Genomic DNA, 15700 nt, shown 5'->3' on the forward strand with positions numbered 1-15700 from the left:
GTAAGCACAATGGCCAAACCCCTCTCGATAGCCCAGAACCGGGCGCTGTGGACCTTCCAGTGGCGCGCCTATTTTGAGATGACCAAGCCCAAGGTAGTGGCGCTGATGCTGCTCACTGTGCTGGTCGGCATGTGCCTGGCAGTGCCGGGGGCCGTGCCCCTGCAACCCCTGATCGCCGGCATGCTGGGCATAGCCATGATGGCAGGCAGCGCGGCGGCCCTGAATCACCTGATCGACAGGCGCATAGATGGCCTGATGGCGCGCACCTACAACAGGCCGCTGCCCAAGGGGCGGGTCTCCGCCGCCAGGGCATTGACCTTCGCCCTCTTGCTGGCCTGCGCCGGCTTCGGGATCCTATACACTCTGGTCAATGCCCTCACCGCCTGGCTGACCTTCGCCAGCCTCATTGGCTATGCCCTGGTGTACACAGCTTACCTGAAGCGGGCCACCTCGCAGAATATCGTCATAGGCGGCCTGGCCGGTGCCATGCCGCCCTTGCTCGGCTGGACCGCGGTCACCAACGAGCTTCATGGCCACGCCCTGCTGCTGGTGATCATCATCTTCACTTGGACGCCGCCGCACTTCTGGGCCCTGGCCATTCACAGGAGAGCCGAATATGCCAAGGTGGATATTCCCATGCTGCCCGTGACCCATGGCATAGACTTCACCAAGACCTGCATCCTGCTTTACACCTTGCTGCTCGCCGTCGCCTGTCTTTTGCCCGTGCTTGTGGGCATGTGCGGCCCGCTCTATCTGGTGAGCTCGACCCTGCTCAGCTGTGGCTTCATCTATAAGGCCTGGCAGCTCAAGTTCCATGAACAGCCTGGTCTGGCGATGCAGGTATTCCGCTTCTCCATCTACCATCTGATGTTGCTGTTCATCGCCTTGCTGCTGGACCACTATCTATGGGGCTGAAGATGAAGAAAATACTCCTGGTGGTGGGGCTCCTGCTGTTCGGGCTCGCAGGCCTGATGCTTGCCATCACAGACAAACAGGCGCCGGCGCCGCTGCGGACAAGTTTCGAATATCCCCAGGCCAGGGTGCTGGCGCCCTTTCGCCTGACGGATCAGCATGGCCAGGTGTTCGACAATGCCCGGCTCATGGGCAAGTGGAGTCTATTTTTCCTCGGCTACACTTCCTGTCCCGACCTCTGTCCCACCACCCTGGGCAAGCTGGCGGCGGCCTATCCCGAGTTGAGCGCGTTGGCCCCCTTCCAGGTGGTGTTCATCTCTGTGGATCCCCAGCGGGATACTCAAGCCAAACTACTGGATTATATTAACTTCTTTAATCCCGAGTTCATTGCCGCCACGGCGGGACATGAACAGTTGTTTCCACTGAGCCGCAGCCTGGGGTTCGTCTATGCCCTGGTGGGGGACGGCGACGACTATCAGATAGATCATAGCGCCTCCATGGTACTGGTATCGCCCGCCGGCGAGCGGGTCGCTGTCATCAAGCCCAGCGCCTCGCCGGGCCAGGCGCCGCAGATCCGCAATCAGGATCTTATCGCCGACCTAGGCCAGATCATCCGGCGACATAGGGACTAGCAGCGGGTGCTTATGTCTTGACCCTATTCTTCAATCCAGGTGCCATCGTCTTTCGGTCTGACCCAGGGCTGGGAAAACCAATAATAGCCGCCGCGGGTCTTGCTCGGTGCCGTGCAGTTGTAGCGCGAGCGCCCGGCTGGCAGAGGCAACTCGGCTCTGATGCTGAATTCATTGTCACTGAGCCATTCGGGCTGCTTCGCCCCCTGGCCCTGGATGTAGCAGAGCAATTGACCCGGATTGATATCCGCCATATCCAGCGTCACCCTGAGTTCGGGGCGCCAGTCGCCCGCCGCCAGTTGGGGCTCGCTCGGGGTCTGGGCCAACACAGGCATGTTCAGGCTATGCAACTTCACCTTCAGACTCTCCAGATCTGCGTAGGCACCACCGACAGGAAAACGCGGCAGCGCCGTCAGTTGTGAATGACTCCCGGCGGCGCCCGACTGCTGACCGAAGGCAACAAACCCCAGCTCCTCCAGCATGCGCTGGATCTCCGTATTGTATTCTCCATAGGGGTAGGCCAGCATCTTGAGATCTTGCCCTGTTGCCTTGGTGATCTCGGCTTCAGTCGACAAGATGTTGGCCCTAACCCGCGCCAACCACTGGGTCCGGGTTTCCTTATCCAGGCGGCGGATAAGATGTTCATGGCCCCAGCTGTGGTTGGCTATGTCGGCGCCTTCCCTGGCCAGGCGGCGCAATTCCTGCCAGCTCATCATCTCGCTGAAACCACGCCTGATGGGCTCCACAGAGACAAATAATGTGTAGGGGAAACCGTATTCCTTTAAGATAGGGTGCGCCGTGTCGGCTATGCTGCGGTAGCCGTCGTCGAAGCTGATGGCCACGGCCAATGGCGGCAGGGGTTTGTTGGCTTTGATGGCAGAGACCAGCTCCTTAAGCGGCAACACCTTAAAACCCCCGTCCGCCAGATACTGCATCTGCGCCCTGAATTGCGCCGGGGTTACGCTGGTGCTTTTCGGCGAAGTGTCCGACACATGATGATACTGGAGTATGACCGCCGCATCGGCAACGGGGACCATCAGGGCCACACATAAACTTAACACACGTAAAAGCATAAAAAACCTCTGAGAAACTAATGACCTGGGTTGCACTACTCTTCAACAGACAAAAAAATCGCCAGCTCTGGACCCTGGCACTGCCGATGATCTTGTCCAATATTACCATTCCTTTGCTCGGTCTGGTGGATACCGCCGTCATAGGTCATCTGAATCATGCCTATTTTCTGGGTGGGGTAGCGCTCGGCTCTACCCTGATAACCCTGATCATCTGGCTGCTCGGCTTCCTGCGCATGGCCACCACGGGTCTGGTCGCCCAGGCCTATGGCGCCAACGACACCGAGACCCAGGAGCAACTGCTGCTACAGGCCGCAGTCCTGGCGCTGGCCTTGGGGCTGGGCATCCTATTGCTGCAGCAGCCCCTGCTGAACCTGGCGCTGACATTGGCCGACGCCAGCACCCAGGTGGAGTTTTACTGCCGCCAATATTTCCAGATCCGCGTCTGGTCGCTCCCTTTCGCCTTACTGAATCTGGTGTTGCTGGGTTGGTTGCTCGGCAGGCAAGCCCCCAGGGCCGCCATGTGGCAGCTGATCTGGGCCAACGGCGCCAACATACTCTTGGATCTTATCTTGGTCTATAGCCTAGACCTGGGGGTCAGGGGCGCCGCCCTGGCCTCGGTCATGGCAGATCTCACCGCCTTCGCCATCGCGGCCTATATGGTGAAACACGCCCTGGATCGCGGCACAGGCCTGGATCTGAAGCGCCTGCTGCAACACTTCAAATTCACGGCATATGGCCGGTTGCTGCGGCTGAACACAGACATCTTCATCCGCAGCCTATGCCTGCAGGCGGTCTTCGCCTTCATGACCTTCAAGGCCGCCGGCCTGGGCGACACCCTGGTCGCCGCCAATGCCGTGCTGCTCAACCTCTTGATGCTGATCTCATATGCCCTGGATGGCATAGCCTATTATGCCGAGGCAGAGGTCGGCCGCGCCTATGGCCGGCGCGACAGCCGGCTGCTGCAGGAGTCTGTGACCCTGGGCTGGTGTTGGTCGGCGCTCGCCGCCCTGGGGTTCAGCCTCGCCTTCGTCCTCGGCGGCGAGGCGCTCATCGCCCTGCTCACAGACATAGACGCAGTGCGCCAAACAGCAGGTCAATATCTTGGCTGGATGCAGCTGATGCCCCTGCTCGCCTTCGGCTGTTACCTGTTCGATGGGGTCTACATAGGCGCCGCCAAGGGCAGCATAATGCGCAACAGCATGATGTTCTCGACCCTGCTGGTATTTTTCCCCGGCTGGTACCTGTTGCAGGCCCAGGGCAACCACGCCCTATGGGCGGCCATGTGCGCCTTCATGTTGTCCAGGAGCCTGACCCTGGGCTGGCATTATCAACGGAACAAACACAGCTATTTCCCAGCGATACCGTAGCGACAGATACATAATGGCCCTCGGCGAGGCAAAGGCAGTACAAGGGGGATGGATGAAAGTAACCTGGATGGCGCCCGCTTAGCGCGGGCGATTGCGGCTGAGATCCATTTATCCAGGATCCCAGCCTGATGCTTAATGCTGCCGGGCCAGGACGGCATCAAGTGTTTACCGCTTGCCGGGCATCCCCCCAGGACTGAGCCGAAGTTGGGCCGCTAATCAGGAGATTGTCCCCCTCCAAGGCGCCGAGTGCCGTCTGCGCCAACCCGGCCCAGAGTGGACTATCCCAGTCCTGCAGATAGCGCCTGAACTGACGCAGGGTAGACAAGATGGGAAAGTTATCCGCCATGGGTTCATTCAGCATCTGCCGGCAAAAATCGCTTATCTGTTGTTTTAGTGCCGTGCCATCGGCCGACTGCGGATGGTAAACCACATTGAGCAGGCATAATTCGGCCAGGGTGCTGAGGGCATACACCTTTTCCCTGCCCGAACAGTTTTGCGCTTCCCAGCGGGCCATCTCGAAGGCGGCACTCCATCTGCTGCCATAGCGGTCGGACAGTTGCTGTAGGCCGGCCCCGTCATCGCCACGGTTGAGGATGGCGACGATGGACAGGTATTGAGTGAGCAGCCAGTGATTGCAGGGATCCATCCGCCAGGCTGCCTTATAGAAATCATGACAGGCCCTGTAGGCGAGATTGGCCTGTGACCGAGCCCCTATCAGGGTATGGGCAATGCCGATACGTTTCTCGCTGGCGGCGCTGAGCCCCAGGTGACGCGATTGCTCCCGAGCCGACTGTTTATCCCGGCCCTCTTCGCGCCAATGCCGCAGTTCGGCGCGAATGGCGGCGGCGAGCCGGGTCAGCTCCCGCTGCACCTCCTCGGCGACGTCACAGCTTCCGGACGCGTGTTTTTTCGCCGTGATGCTGCACACCAGCTCATCCATCCTGTCAAACATCACGTCAATCTTGCCCTGAGTCTGTTGATCCCTGAAGGCATGCACCTGGCGATCGAAGTCGGCCGGTATGGTCGAGTAGGCCACTATGCTGGCCCAGTCATGGGTCTCGGGGGCATCGGTACGCAGACGTTGGCGCAACTCATACAGCACCCAACGGGGATCCGAGCCCTGTAACAGACCTGTGTAGAGCACCCTGGCGGCGATGGCGGAAGCCTTCATCCACAGGGGAAACTGTGAGGCTATGACCCAGGGAATGCCGGCGGCATTGAGTTCATGGGCTATGCTGCCGCCGGGGGTGAGCACTGAATTGATGTTGCCCGAGTCGCAGGTCGCCAGGGTCACCAGGGTCGGCCGGAAGCGGGTATTGCCCACGGAATCGCTGGCGGTCAGGGCTATCGCCAGGCGCTCACCTTCGACTATGTCGGGCTGATCGCCGCCTTCGCTGCACAGGGCCAGGCCGTAGCGCTTGTCGCCGGATTTCTTGAAGGGCGCGCCATGGGCCAGAATATGAATATGGGTAAACTCGGTGGACGCCGACAGCGCCCTGATCTGCTCCAGGCTGGCATTGGGCACTATGGTCAGCATCTTCTTGACTTCCTCGATGCGCTCTTTGGGATCCTTCTTGAGCTTGACCCAGGGCTCTATCGCCTCCCGCAGCGCCTGCAAATGCGCCTGGGCCGGCACGTACAGGCCGGCGGGCGCGGCGAAGATAAATAATATCCGCGGCGGCCTGGCCCAATTTATCGGCAACGGCCGGCCACGGCGAATTTCCCGGGTGAGTGAAATAGGGGTGCGCATCTGCAGGAACATGGGCGAACCCGCGCCGGGGAAACCATCGGCAGCCACCGCGGCCTCGAACGGCAAGAGCCCAAGCTCGAAGGCCGACATGGCCAGGCTCAAGTGCACCAGGGTGCCATTGGTGGCGCCCGCATTCCCCAGTTCTGAGATGAGCGCAGGCACCTGGCCAAAGATGTGGCCGACGGCTTCGCCCAGGTCGCGGATCTCCGCCTGACGCTGCTCATCCGTGGCAGGATCCCTGTCCAATGGATACTTGAGCCTTTTCAGGCGCATCATCAGCTGACGGTGCTCGAAGGGCATGTTCAGGGTCACAGGCCCATCCGAGCCGCAGAGGGCGATATAGTTGGTCAGCGGCGACAGCAGCTGATTATGGGTCGGCCCGGACCTTAACAGTTCCAGTTTGACGCTGCGGATATCGGAAGTAGTGTCCATCTCATGCCCTCGCAAAGGTTTGAATGACTTCGGGTTCACCCCTGCCGTCGGCCAGCACATGGGTCAGGCTGCCCACCACCCCGGTGGCGGTTTTCTTGATCGACACGGCGCTGGTCTGATCCATCACGAAACTCTGGCCACCGAAGCTCGCCCCGTCTATGGACTCCATGCTGCCGTTTAGCAGCACCTCATACACAGGCGCGAAGGCGACCTTGTCGTTGAGCATCTGTTCGGTAAAGCGCAGCAAGCGTATCCAGGTACCGCAATTGAAGTAGTAACGGCCGCCGCCCATGTCTATGGCGCGCTCCAGGTGGGTATGGCCAGTGACTATGAAATCTATGGCATCCCCGACCACGGCCGTGACCTCCTTGTAGGTATCGTCCTGATCCTGGTGATCGAATGTCTTATCCCCCGCCAGCCAGTCTTTCATCGCCCGGCGCAGCGCCTCTTCCTTAGGAATATTGCGCAGCCAGCCGGTGAGGCGATCCAGGATCAACTGGCCGGTGCCCAGCTGGCCGTCCTGCTCGAACAGCTGCCCATTGGGGGTGCCGAGGTTGGCTTCGCTCTGCAGCAACATGGCGTCGACATCCTGGGTGTCCCGGAGTTGGTAATCCCTTAGCCCCTGGCTCAGGTTGGCGCCGAGCAATTTATCCACGCTCTTGGGGGCCGTACCCACCGACTCGCTTGCCTGAAAACCTTCGGCGGAGAGGCGCTGGTTGACTTGCTTGCTGCCACTGACTCTTTCACCCACGATAGACACGAGATCGCCTATCTTCCTCGCCTGGGAGGGATCCAATACCAGCAGGGTGCCCACCGCGGCCTGGGTTTCAGGCTTGAGCAGATCTATCCACTTATACTTCTCCTTGACCGGATTCATCACTTCTTTGACCATGCGGGTGCCGGCGTTGGGAACCCATTCCTTGGGCGCCAGGCCGCGACCGGCATTCAGGCGCCGCCCTACCTTGGCCAAATCTTCGTAGCGGTTGTAATTCCAGGCATCGACTTCGTTGCCATGGGTGCAGTAGACCCTGGACTCACCGACTGTGCAGGTAAAGCCCGCGCCTATGGTGGAAAACTCTATGCGGGCACGCTTGAGCAGCTCGTCTCCCGCCAGGCGCTTCACTATCAGGCGCTGCACAGTCGCGAACGAAATCTCTATGTCGTGGTTGCCTATGATGAACACCAGAGTGCGCCCTGGCGCGGCGACGAAGGCGGCCAAGGCATCCCAGATGCCGGAAAATGAGGGGTTTTGCATTATCTGCTCCACCACCTGCACCGCCTTCTCCACCACTATGTAGTCCTGGGTCTTCTCGGCCAGGGTATCGAACACATCGCCGTTGAGCACCAGGGCCACATCGCCCTCGGGGCACTGAGCTGCGACCCAGCCTATGTAGCCGGCCAGGCGCTCGGTTTCACGCAGCACCTGGAAATTGGGCTCCGCGCCCCCCATGTGAATATCTGAAATCACATGCACTTCATCGTAAACTGGAAAATCGCTCATAGCTTCTGACCTCACACTGACGCCGGCAACGACACTGGGGTCGCTCGCCGGGGCGAATAGAAATTGAATCACGTCTCGAATAACGGCCAAGGCCGGCTGCATATGCCCGGCCATGTCACAAATCTGCGCTGGGGGCTATGCCGGTAATGCCTTCGGCGACACGCTCGGACAAGGCACAAATGGTGGCCACAGGGTTTGCCCCTACGGCCGTGGGCAGCAGTGCACCGTCGGCAACATACAGTCCCCGGTAACCGAACACCTGGCCGAAGGTCTCGGGCGCGGCACTGGTCACCCCCTCGTTCGGGTTGGTGGCCAGGCGACAGCCGCCGAGGGCATGCACTGTGACGTTGCGTTTCATCGGCCATAGCCAGTTAGGCAAGGGAATGAAGGCCTTGCCCTTGCACCACTTCCTGAACCTCTCGCCGGTGGCCAGAATGGCCTTGTAGAGCGACATGCTGTCTTTGTAGGGCCATTTCACATGCAGGTGCCCCTCGTCGTTCAGGGACATCTCGCCGTTGCTCTTGTCTATGCCCATGCATAAGAGCACGCTGGTGTTATGGGACAAGTCCCCCTTGAGCAGCTCCTTGAGGGCATACCCAAGATGTCCTGTGCTGATCCCCTGCACGAAACGGGCGAACATCACCCTGACGGTGCGCAGCAGGGCATGAAACTGGGAAACCCCAGGCTTTATCCCCTCGGTGTACCAGGCGGCGAAGTTGGGGTAGCTGGCGTCTTCCAGGATGAAGGCCTGCTCCCGGTTGAAGTCTTTGAATAAGTTGTAATCTATGCCCTGGGTGATCACAGGCCCATAGTTGGGATCGGCAGCCTTGTCACCCGCCACCACGAAAGACAAAAAGTCACCATTGCCGGAGAAATGTTGCCCCAGTTTTTGGCTGATCCCCGGCAGTGTCTTATAGACATCCCGGCAGCGCATCAGCAACTCGTTCGAGCCCAGGGTGCCGGATGACACTACTACCGTGCGGCAGGTGGCGCTGCGCAGGCTGTGGCCGTCATTGAGATCCTGCCAATACACCCGATAGCCGAACTCTCCCTTGGCCTCGGGACTGTCATTGCCCTGGGCATCCAGTGGCACGATTTTCCTGCCCAGCACCTGAGTCTTGATTTCGGCCTGGTAGCTGTGCTCCGCCACATGCAGGTAATTCAGGTCCAGGCTGTTTTTTGAGTGGGTATTGCAACCCACATCGCATTCGGCGCAATACACACAGGAGGTTTGCACAGCGCCATAGCGGTTCTTCTCCTGCAGCCCTATGGGGGTGGGGTTGTCGAAGTCATTGCCGAAGAAAACGTTGATGTCCAATAACTTGGATTCATGCCCCTCAGCCTTGGCGAACTGCTGGAACAGCTCGGTACGGATAACTTTCCGGCGCGGATCCTGGCCCTGGGGAACCGGTCTGGCCCCCAGCACCTGTTTGCTGATGGCGTAATAAGGTTGCAACGCCGATTTCTGGATCGCCTCCGGCCAGTTGTGATCGAATACCTCATCCGGGGGCTGCAGGAAGACGTTGGCATAGATGAGCGAGCCGCCGCCCAGACCCGCGCTGACCACGGCATCTATGTGGTCGAAGTTGCGGACATCGAACAGGCCATGGCTCTCCTTGCCGTCGGCCTTGGGAGCGCCGGACTTATCCGTCGGCAGGTTCCAGAAGTTCTGCGCCATCCCATGGGGAGAACGGGGAAACGAGCCCATGGGGTAACGCTTGCCCCGCTCCAGCAACATGACTCTGCCGGGCCACTTCTTGGCCAGGCGGCAGGTATTGATTGAGCCGCCGAAGCCGCTGCCAATGACTATGGCCTCATGGTCGTACTGAATATCCATATGCTTTCCCCATCCCTGATTTAGTCGGCATTGTAGCCGTCGAGTGTGGCTTTTTTATGTTTATGAGTGACATAGGTCGCCCACAACTGGCGCATGAAGAAACCGCCGAAGGCCCCCAGAGTCTTGGCCTTGGCCGCCAAGCCATGGGCCTGGGTCACCCCCAGGGTCGACATGAGTTTCAGCAGATCGCCGGCCCCCAGTGTCAGTATCCCCGCACCTATCACTGGACCCGATTTGTCGGCGCCCTGATGTAATTGGGTGTAGAGTGTGGTGGTCTCGGACCAGAGGCCGAATATCGAACCGTCACGCACTTCTTTTCTGCCGGCCAGATAATAGGCTTCGCCCTCATGTTCGAACCCCAGCTCGTACACCATCAGGGTGAGTTGCGGATCTTCTGTGGGTTTAAACAGATGAAACACCCCGCTGTTGGCCGGGATCCCCATGCCCAGAGGCGCAAAATCTATGCTGCCCGTGAGTCGCCCCCTATGCTCAGGGTCTTCGATGAAGGCCTGCAGCTCATCTATGGCGACGCTGGCATGCATGGCGAGCGAGGTATTGGCCACTTGACCCCTGCCATGCCCCTCCGCCGGCTCAATTGTGTCCAGAGAGAATGCCCCTTGCATGGTTTCGTTGAATGTAAGACCCGTCTTGGCTGCTGTCATCTTGAGTACCTGAGGTTCGAGGCGAACCCCCTCCGGTTGGATTGCCTTGAAATAAGCACTTGCATCGGCGCGCCCCATGGCAATCAATTCATCATGGCTGATGGCGCCGCTGTACAGCGCCGAGTCCAGGGGTAAGGGGTGGGCCGGTTTGATCAAGTGCAGTCTGATGGCCTGACTGTGGCCATAGGGGCGTTCCCCCTGTTCGATACGGCTGTTGAGTTCTTGAAGCTGTTGCAGCTCCTTGACCAGGGCGCCATTGGCGCTCATTTCCAGCATTTGCACATAGGCGTTGAGCGGACCGCTGCGGTAGCTGTCCAGGTTACCCATGATCCACACCAGCCAGATCTCATTGGCGCCGCGCTTGACCGCCTCCAGCAGGTTGGCATCCTGGATAAAGCCGGAATCCAGATACAAGTCGCCGTCTATCGCCACCGGCGGCAGGGTCGCCGGCAGTGACATGCCTGCCAGCAGGTGATCCTCAGTCATCTGCCCATGGGTCACCACCCTATTGGTCTTGTCGGCGAAATGGCAGAGGTTGAAGGTGCCTTGCACCCCTTCGGCGGCGCGGATTTTGACAAAATCTATGCCCAGGTGCGGATAGACCTTGTTGCGAAAGGCCTTGGCCGACATGGCGGCGACGAAGCTCGCCGGCCAGAGGTAATTGCTCAGGGGCATCAAAGACAAGGTATCGCGCATCCGCAGGCTGCGCCAACGATCGCAGATCTCCTCTATCTTCAGCCCGGATAACAGCATGGCCAAGTTCAAGGAACCGCCCGAGGTGCCATCCATGTGCTGAAAGGTCATGCCCCGGGCAAAGATCTCCGCCATGGCGCCTGCGGCATAGGACAGGCGCAGGCCGCCGCCCGGCAGGATCAGCGCCCTGCTAACCCCATCGCCCGCACCACAGGCGGCGCCTTGGGGAGTATGTGCCTGAGTGTGAGTGTGCGCCTGGGCCGTCATGCCGCCCCCCGCTTGAGCTGTGTTGGCTCATCTGCGTCCCGGGGGGGAATGGGCGCGCTGGGCGGGGCCAGCCAGGCTTCACTCAGACCGAGATCTATCACAGACTCGAACCCTTCGGGCGCCACCTTGGGCAGTTGCTCCGAGTCCAGGAACCAGCTCTCTATGTGATCGTCCAGTATGCCTGTGATGCTCGGCAGGAAGGCCGTCGCCAGCGCATCGCCAATCTCCAGCGTTTTCAATGCCTGCAGACGGGGATGATCCCCTATGACAAACCTGGCCCTGGCGCCGCCGAACAAGCCTATCCCCGCCTTGGCATTGAGCAGGATGTCCGACTTCATCAACATGCCGCGAAACGAGCAGTAGTTGGAGGCGCGGGCCTTTATTGGCAGCCAAGCCTTGCCGGGCTTGTCTATCTCGACATAGGTGACGAGCTTGCCGTTGAGATCGTATTGACTGCTGACCTTGTCATCTGAGATGTTGAAATTCAGGTTGCCCTGATGTTTGGGCATGCCCCAGATGCCTTTGCCGCCCTTGACCGAGATTTCCGATGAGACGGGCAGGTCGACCACATATTGGCCCGTCTTGAAGAAGTTCATGAAGAGCGCCGGCAACAACCTGGGCGCTGGCTTGGCGCCATGGGTGCAGGCTATGGCAATGCTGTACTCCACATACTTGCCTATGGGGGTCTCGCGGTAATCTATCACAGTGACCACCAGCAGGGCCGAACGCCACAGGCGCAATGGATGTATGCCCTGGGGCAGAAAATCCTTGGCCTTGTCCGCATTGATGGGGAACACGGCCATCAGGGCCGGAGAGCGGGTGGCGGCCACCGGCAGCTTGAACGGTATGCCATCCACCAGTGAAAAACGCCCTGTATAGGCTTTGATCCTCTTGGGTATACCAAACATAGTATTCGCTCCTTGAATCTGTAGTTCCTTGCCTCAGCTCTCTCGGTTCAGCTCGCTGAGGATCAAAGGAAAGGCATCCTGTGCCGCATTCTTGCCCATGAACACATCCAGATGACCATAGTCGGGCAAGAGGTGCAGCGAATGGTAGTCGGGACGCAGGGCAGCAAAATAGTTATAGGTGTTGATTTGGCTTTCCGGCAAGAAACACAGATTTTTTTCACCGGCAAAGAAGGCGAAACGGGCAGCGGTTTTGGGCGGAGCCAGGGTGTAATCTTCGGGCAGCTCATCGAATCCCTGTACCGAGACCAAGTGTCCGCGCTTGACGCAGCGGGTGATCTGCTCGAAGAACCTCAGGGGGACGGCGCCGAACTCCTCCTTCAGCCATTCATGGGTCTCTTCATTGAGGTTTTCATGGCTCCACAGCGCCGGGAAGCCACTGCCATAGGTGAAGCTGACCTGCTTGCATACAGGGTTATGGCACTCATGATGGGTCAGGTTCACCAGCAGGCTGATCAACTTGGCGGGCAAGTCCGGGGCATCCACCCCCCAGTGGGGATTCAGATATTGGATGAACTTCTGCACCATGGGCACCATGTATTGCAGTTTAAACCTGGACCAGGCCGGCACCACAGGGTGCAGGGATACCGCGTTGCTGACTATGGTAGTGACTTCGGGGAGCAAGCCGGCGATGGCCGACATGGTAAAACTGGTGGAGCCCTGACAATGTATGATGGCCTTCAGGCTGTCGGCACCGGTTTCGGCGAGTATGGTTTTCACCGCCTTGGGGTGGTCATACAGGGCCGCCTGATCCAGGGTCCATAGATTCGGCGCAAAGGCTATGCTGCCGCGCCAGTTTTCCAACCAGACATCGTAACCCTGCTCTATGAGGGCATCGACTATGTTGGTGTCGACCGGGGCCCGGTAGATGGACGCCCGTACACCGGCGCCATGCACCAGAATCACAGGTCCCCTGTGGGGCCGCTCGCGGCCACGCACATTGAGCAGATCCAGCTGTACCCCGTCCGAGGTAATAAAGGGGACCGTGCGTTCATCATAAGGTGGGCGAGTCGGCCTAGAGTGCGAGTGCATAGCTATCTCCTTCGGGGAACCTGTGTTTTCCTTAACAAGCCTTGCCACCCCTAATATTAACCTAGATGCAACAAAATTACATTTAATAAACAATATTTTCCAGATGAGCAGCCAACGCCTGCCATCTCCATGGCAACAGCTGCATGAAAAGCCCTGAATAAAAAAACGCGGCTCAGAGGATATCTGAGCCGCGTTTATTGGCTGGCATTTTAGCGCAGGTATTATTGGTAAGAATGTTCGCCGTGTTGGTGTTCAGTCACGTCGCGCACACCCGCAAGTTCACCCGGGAACATATCCAGCAGCTGCTTTTCTATGCCGTCTTTCAGCGTCACATCGACCATGGAGCAACCGTTGCAGCCACCGCCGAATTGCAGCACGGCCACGCCGTCCTGGGTGATCTCCACCAGCATGACATTGCCGCCATGGCTGGCGAGCTGGGGATTGATCTCTGATTGGATCACATACTCGATGCGCTCGACCAGGGGCGCATCGCCGGACACCTTGCGCATCTTGGCATTGGGCGCCTTCAGGGTCAGCTGGGAACCCAACTGATCCGTCACGAAATCTATGCTGGCCTCTTCGAGGAAAGGAGCGCTTTTCTCGTCGACCATGGCCTTGAAGCCGTTGAACTCCAGTTCGATATCATCGCTCTCCACCGCATCCGGTGGACAATAAGACACGCCACACTCGGCCTGTGACGTGCCTGGGCTAATCACAAATACACGAATATGAGTGCCTTCAGGCTGATCTGCCAACAGCTTAACGAAATGTGCCTGGGCAGAATCGGAAATGTTTATCATGAAAAACTGCTCCGTCAGGGGATACCTGAGTGTTTTAGTGGGACTTACGCGTATGATACTCCGACTGGCGCCTGCTTTGTAGCCCCGAAACAGACTTGTTGCGACTTTTTGTCCTCCCATGAAACCAGGCATACGCGCGCGGGCCTGACTCAGGCATGGTCGGTCGCTGTCACTTCATCCAGGAGTCCCGGCGCCTCGGCCCTGGCGAGACACCAGACCTGCACATGTATATTTCTGGCGCCAAACAGTCGCGCTATTTCCCTGGCCGTGGTGCCCGTGGTCAGCACATCGTCTACCAGGGCGATTCTCTGGTAAACCTGGCCGCCATCGAGCCGAAACGCATCCCGTAAGTTGCGCCGCCGCTGCAATCCCGTCAGCCCTGCCTGGGGGCGGGTGTGTGTCCTGCGGCTCAGCCCCAGCTCCGCCACGGGCAACTGCAGCAGTTTCCCAAGCTCGGCGGCGATGAGCCAGGCCTGGTTGAATCCCCGCTGTTTCAGTCGCTGCGGATGCAGGGGCACAGGTACCAGGGCCTGGGGCAGGCGCACCAGCCCCAAGCCCTCGAGCATCTTCACCCGCTCGGCCAGGGCCAGGCTCAACACCGGCAAGGCGGCAAATTGGCGTTGATATTTGATCGCCGCCACCCAGGGCCCCAGGCCCTGGTGATAACTGCATGGCGCCAACACAGGCAAAGGTTCGGACTTCTGGCACTGACCACAGTAACGAGCATGCAGCACCATGGACTTACCACAACCCAGGCATACGGCACCCGAATACAGCCCAGCCGCCAGACACACGGGACAGATGCCTGTCGCGGACGAAGGCATCGCCTGGTGGCATACCAGACAGCGGTTGGGTAAACTAGCGCCCAGGAGCCGCAGACAAGCACCCAGCACCCCAAGGCCAAGGTCCAGCGACCGCCTGCAGAGCGACTGAGTGTATAAAGACCCCATGGCATCATCCTTCATCTCAGAGGCGAGACAGTGAAACAGGCGCAGATACACATAGACACACAGGGTGAGGGCCAAGATCTGGTCATGCTCCACGGTTGGGGCGTCAACAGCGCCGTCTTCACCCCGCTGCATTCCGCCTTGCATGAGTATAGGGTTCACTATGTCGATCTGCCGGGATTCGGCCTGAGCCAGCCGCTGGCCGGGGACATCAATCTCTGGGTCGATGCCCTGATCGCACGTCTGCCGGAACAGGCCATCTGGGCCGGCTGGTCACTTGGGGGCTTGGTCGCGACCCGGGCCGCGCTAAACTATCCACATAAGATCAAGGCCCTGGCTACCATAGCCTCCTCTCCCTGCTTCATGGCGAGAGAAGCCGAGTCCTGGCCCGGGATCCCGCCGGCTGTGCTGGCACAGTTTGCCACTCAGCTGGGACAAGACTTGCCCAAGACGATAGAACGTTTCCTGGCGATTCAGGCCATGGGCACGGCAACGGCCAAGGAGGAGATCAAACGCCTCAAGGCGCTGGTGCTGGCCAAGCCACTGCCGAGTGAGCAGGCACTGGCCCAGGGGCTCGGCATGCTGACCGAGATCGACTTGCGCCCCGAGTTGGCCAAGCTGGAATTGCCCTGGCTGCGGCTCTGGGGTCGCCTCGATGGCCTGGTCCCCAGACGCGTGACCGGTCTGATGCCCCAACATGCCGGCCCCCTGGAAGAGGTTGTCTTCGCCAAGGCCTCCCACGCGCCGTTTTTCTCCCATCAGGAAGAATTTGTGCAGGCATTCACGGGCTGGCTCAAACAAATTGCCCTTTAAGCTTTATTTTCATCCAGTTT

Annotated in this window: 13 protein-coding genes; 4 read left to right on the plus strand and 9 right to left on the minus strand. The window is 59.3% G+C overall.

What is annotated here, in order from left to right; translation table 11 throughout:
* The first annotated feature begins 9 nt into the window (after positions 1-9).
* Together cyoE and LZP73_RS07725 are read left to right on the plus strand one after the other, a co-directional pair.
* Positions 10-915 (plus strand): heme o synthase, encoded by a 906-nt coding sequence (gene cyoE / locus LZP73_RS07720; RefSeq protein WP_234233942.1) that lies wholly within the window; start codon positions 10-12, stop codon positions 913-915.
* A gap of 2 nt (positions 916-917) precedes the next feature.
* Positions 918-1544, plus strand: coding sequence for an SCO family protein (locus tag LZP73_RS07725; protein ID WP_234233943.1), 627 nt, complete (start codon positions 918-920; stop codon positions 1542-1544).
* A gap of 23 nt (positions 1545-1567) precedes the next feature.
* Here LZP73_RS07725 and LZP73_RS07730 read toward each other — a convergent pair whose 3' ends face one another.
* Entirely contained in the window at positions 1568-2614 is a 1047-nt protein-coding gene (locus tag LZP73_RS07730; protein WP_234233944.1) for a polysaccharide deacetylase family protein, read from the minus strand.
* A gap of 20 nt (positions 2615-2634) precedes the next feature.
* On the opposite strand from LZP73_RS07730, the gene LZP73_RS07735 reads away from it, so the two are divergent.
* The gene (locus LZP73_RS07735; protein WP_234233945.1) at positions 2635-3981 is read left to right on the plus strand and encodes an MATE family efflux transporter; all 1347 of its coding nucleotides are present in this window, start codon (positions 2635-2637) and stop codon (positions 3979-3981) included.
* A 157-nt stretch (positions 3982-4138) separates the two neighbouring features.
* On the opposite strand, the gene LZP73_RS07740 is transcribed toward LZP73_RS07735, so the two are convergent.
* The 8 genes from LZP73_RS07740 to LZP73_RS07775 all read right to left on the minus strand — a co-directional run bounded on the left by LZP73_RS07740 (position 4139) and on the right by LZP73_RS07775 (position 14870).
* Positions 4139-6163 (minus strand): CHAT domain-containing protein, encoded by a 2025-nt coding sequence (locus LZP73_RS07740; RefSeq protein ID WP_234233947.1) that lies wholly within the window; start codon positions 6161-6163, stop codon positions 4139-4141.
* Between the two features lies 1 nt (position 6164).
* Positions 6165-7664, minus strand: coding sequence for a metallophosphoesterase (locus tag LZP73_RS07745; protein WP_234233949.1), 1500 nt, complete (start codon positions 7662-7664; stop codon positions 6165-6167).
* A 115-nt stretch (positions 7665-7779) separates the two neighbouring features.
* Positions 7780-9501, minus strand: a complete 1722-nt coding sequence (locus LZP73_RS07750) for a GMC oxidoreductase (RefSeq protein WP_234233950.1) — start codon at positions 9499-9501, stop codon at positions 7780-7782.
* Positions 9502-9521: 20 nt separating this feature from the next.
* Positions 9522-11123, minus strand: a complete 1602-nt coding sequence (locus LZP73_RS07755; RefSeq protein ID WP_234233951.1) for a patatin-like phospholipase family protein — start codon at positions 11121-11123, stop codon at positions 9522-9524.
* On the minus strand, positions 11120-12031 hold the full coding sequence (locus LZP73_RS07760) for an acetoacetate decarboxylase family protein (protein WP_234233952.1): 912 nt from the start codon (positions 12029-12031) through the stop codon (positions 11120-11122). The genes LZP73_RS07755 and LZP73_RS07760 overlap by 4 nt, the downstream gene beginning before the upstream one ends.
* Positions 12032-12064: 33 nt before the next feature.
* Positions 12065-13120, minus strand: coding sequence for an alpha/beta hydrolase (locus tag LZP73_RS07765; RefSeq protein ID WP_234233953.1), 1056 nt, complete (start codon positions 13118-13120; stop codon positions 12065-12067).
* Between the two features lie 221 nt (positions 13121-13341).
* Positions 13342-13920 (minus strand): Fe-S biogenesis protein NfuA, encoded by a 579-nt coding sequence (gene nfuA, locus LZP73_RS07770; RefSeq protein ID WP_169563709.1) that lies wholly within the window; start codon positions 13918-13920, stop codon positions 13342-13344.
* Between the two features lie 149 nt (positions 13921-14069).
* Positions 14070-14870 (minus strand): ComF family protein, encoded by an 801-nt coding sequence (locus LZP73_RS07775; protein WP_267960098.1) that lies wholly within the window; start codon positions 14868-14870, stop codon positions 14070-14072.
* A 30-nt stretch (positions 14871-14900) separates the two neighbouring features.
* Between LZP73_RS07775 and bioH the strand changes: the two genes are divergently transcribed.
* Complete coding sequence (gene bioH, locus LZP73_RS07780) at positions 14901-15680, plus strand: pimeloyl-ACP methyl ester esterase BioH (protein ID WP_326490332.1); 780 nt, start codon at positions 14901-14903, stop codon at positions 15678-15680.
* Positions 15681-15700 lie beyond the last annotated feature (20 nt).

The organism is Shewanella sp. AS16 (genome assembly GCF_021412365.1).
Classification (GTDB): Bacteria; Pseudomonadota; Gammaproteobacteria; order Enterobacterales; family Shewanellaceae; genus Shewanella; species Shewanella salipaludis.

Excerpts from the sequence above, each read along its gene's own strand:
- LZP73_RS07745 (WP_234233949.1), bottom strand. The coding sequence starts at position 7,664 with ATGAGCGATTTTCCAGTTTACGATGAAGTGCATGTGATTTCAGATATT.
- LZP73_RS07760 (WP_234233952.1), bottom strand. The coding sequence starts at position 12,031 with ATGTTTGGTATACCCAAGAGGATCAAAGCCTATACAGGGCGTTTTTCA.
- LZP73_RS07725 (WP_234233943.1), top strand. The coding sequence starts at position 918 with ATGAAGAAAATACTCCTGGTGGTGGGGCTCCTGCTGTTCGGGCTCGCA.
- LZP73_RS07740 (WP_234233947.1), bottom strand. The coding sequence starts at position 6,163 with ATGGACACTACTTCCGATATCCGCAGCGTCAAACTGGAACTGTTAAGG.
- nfuA (WP_169563709.1), bottom strand. The coding sequence starts at position 13,920 with ATGATAAACATTTCCGATTCTGCCCAGGCACATTTCGTTAAGCTGTTG.
- LZP73_RS07730 (WP_234233944.1), bottom strand. The coding sequence starts at position 2,614 with ATGCTTTTACGTGTGTTAAGTTTATGTGTGGCCCTGATGGTCCCCGTT.
- LZP73_RS07735 (WP_234233945.1), top strand. The coding sequence starts at position 2,635 with ATGACCTGGGTTGCACTACTCTTCAACAGACAAAAAAATCGCCAGCTC.
- cyoE (WP_234233942.1), top strand. The coding sequence starts at position 10 with ATGGCCAAACCCCTCTCGATAGCCCAGAACCGGGCGCTGTGGACCTTC.
- LZP73_RS07755 (WP_234233951.1), bottom strand. The coding sequence starts at position 11,123 with ATGACGGCCCAGGCGCACACTCACACTCAGGCACATACTCCCCAAGGC.
- LZP73_RS07765 (WP_234233953.1), bottom strand. The coding sequence starts at position 13,120 with ATGCACTCGCACTCTAGGCCGACTCGCCCACCTTATGATGAACGCACG.
- LZP73_RS07750 (WP_234233950.1), bottom strand. The coding sequence starts at position 9,501 with ATGGATATTCAGTACGACCATGAGGCCATAGTCATTGGCAGCGGCTTC.
- LZP73_RS07775 (WP_267960098.1), bottom strand. The coding sequence starts at position 14,870 with ATGGGGTCTTTATACACTCAGTCGCTCTGCAGGCGGTCGCTGGACCTT.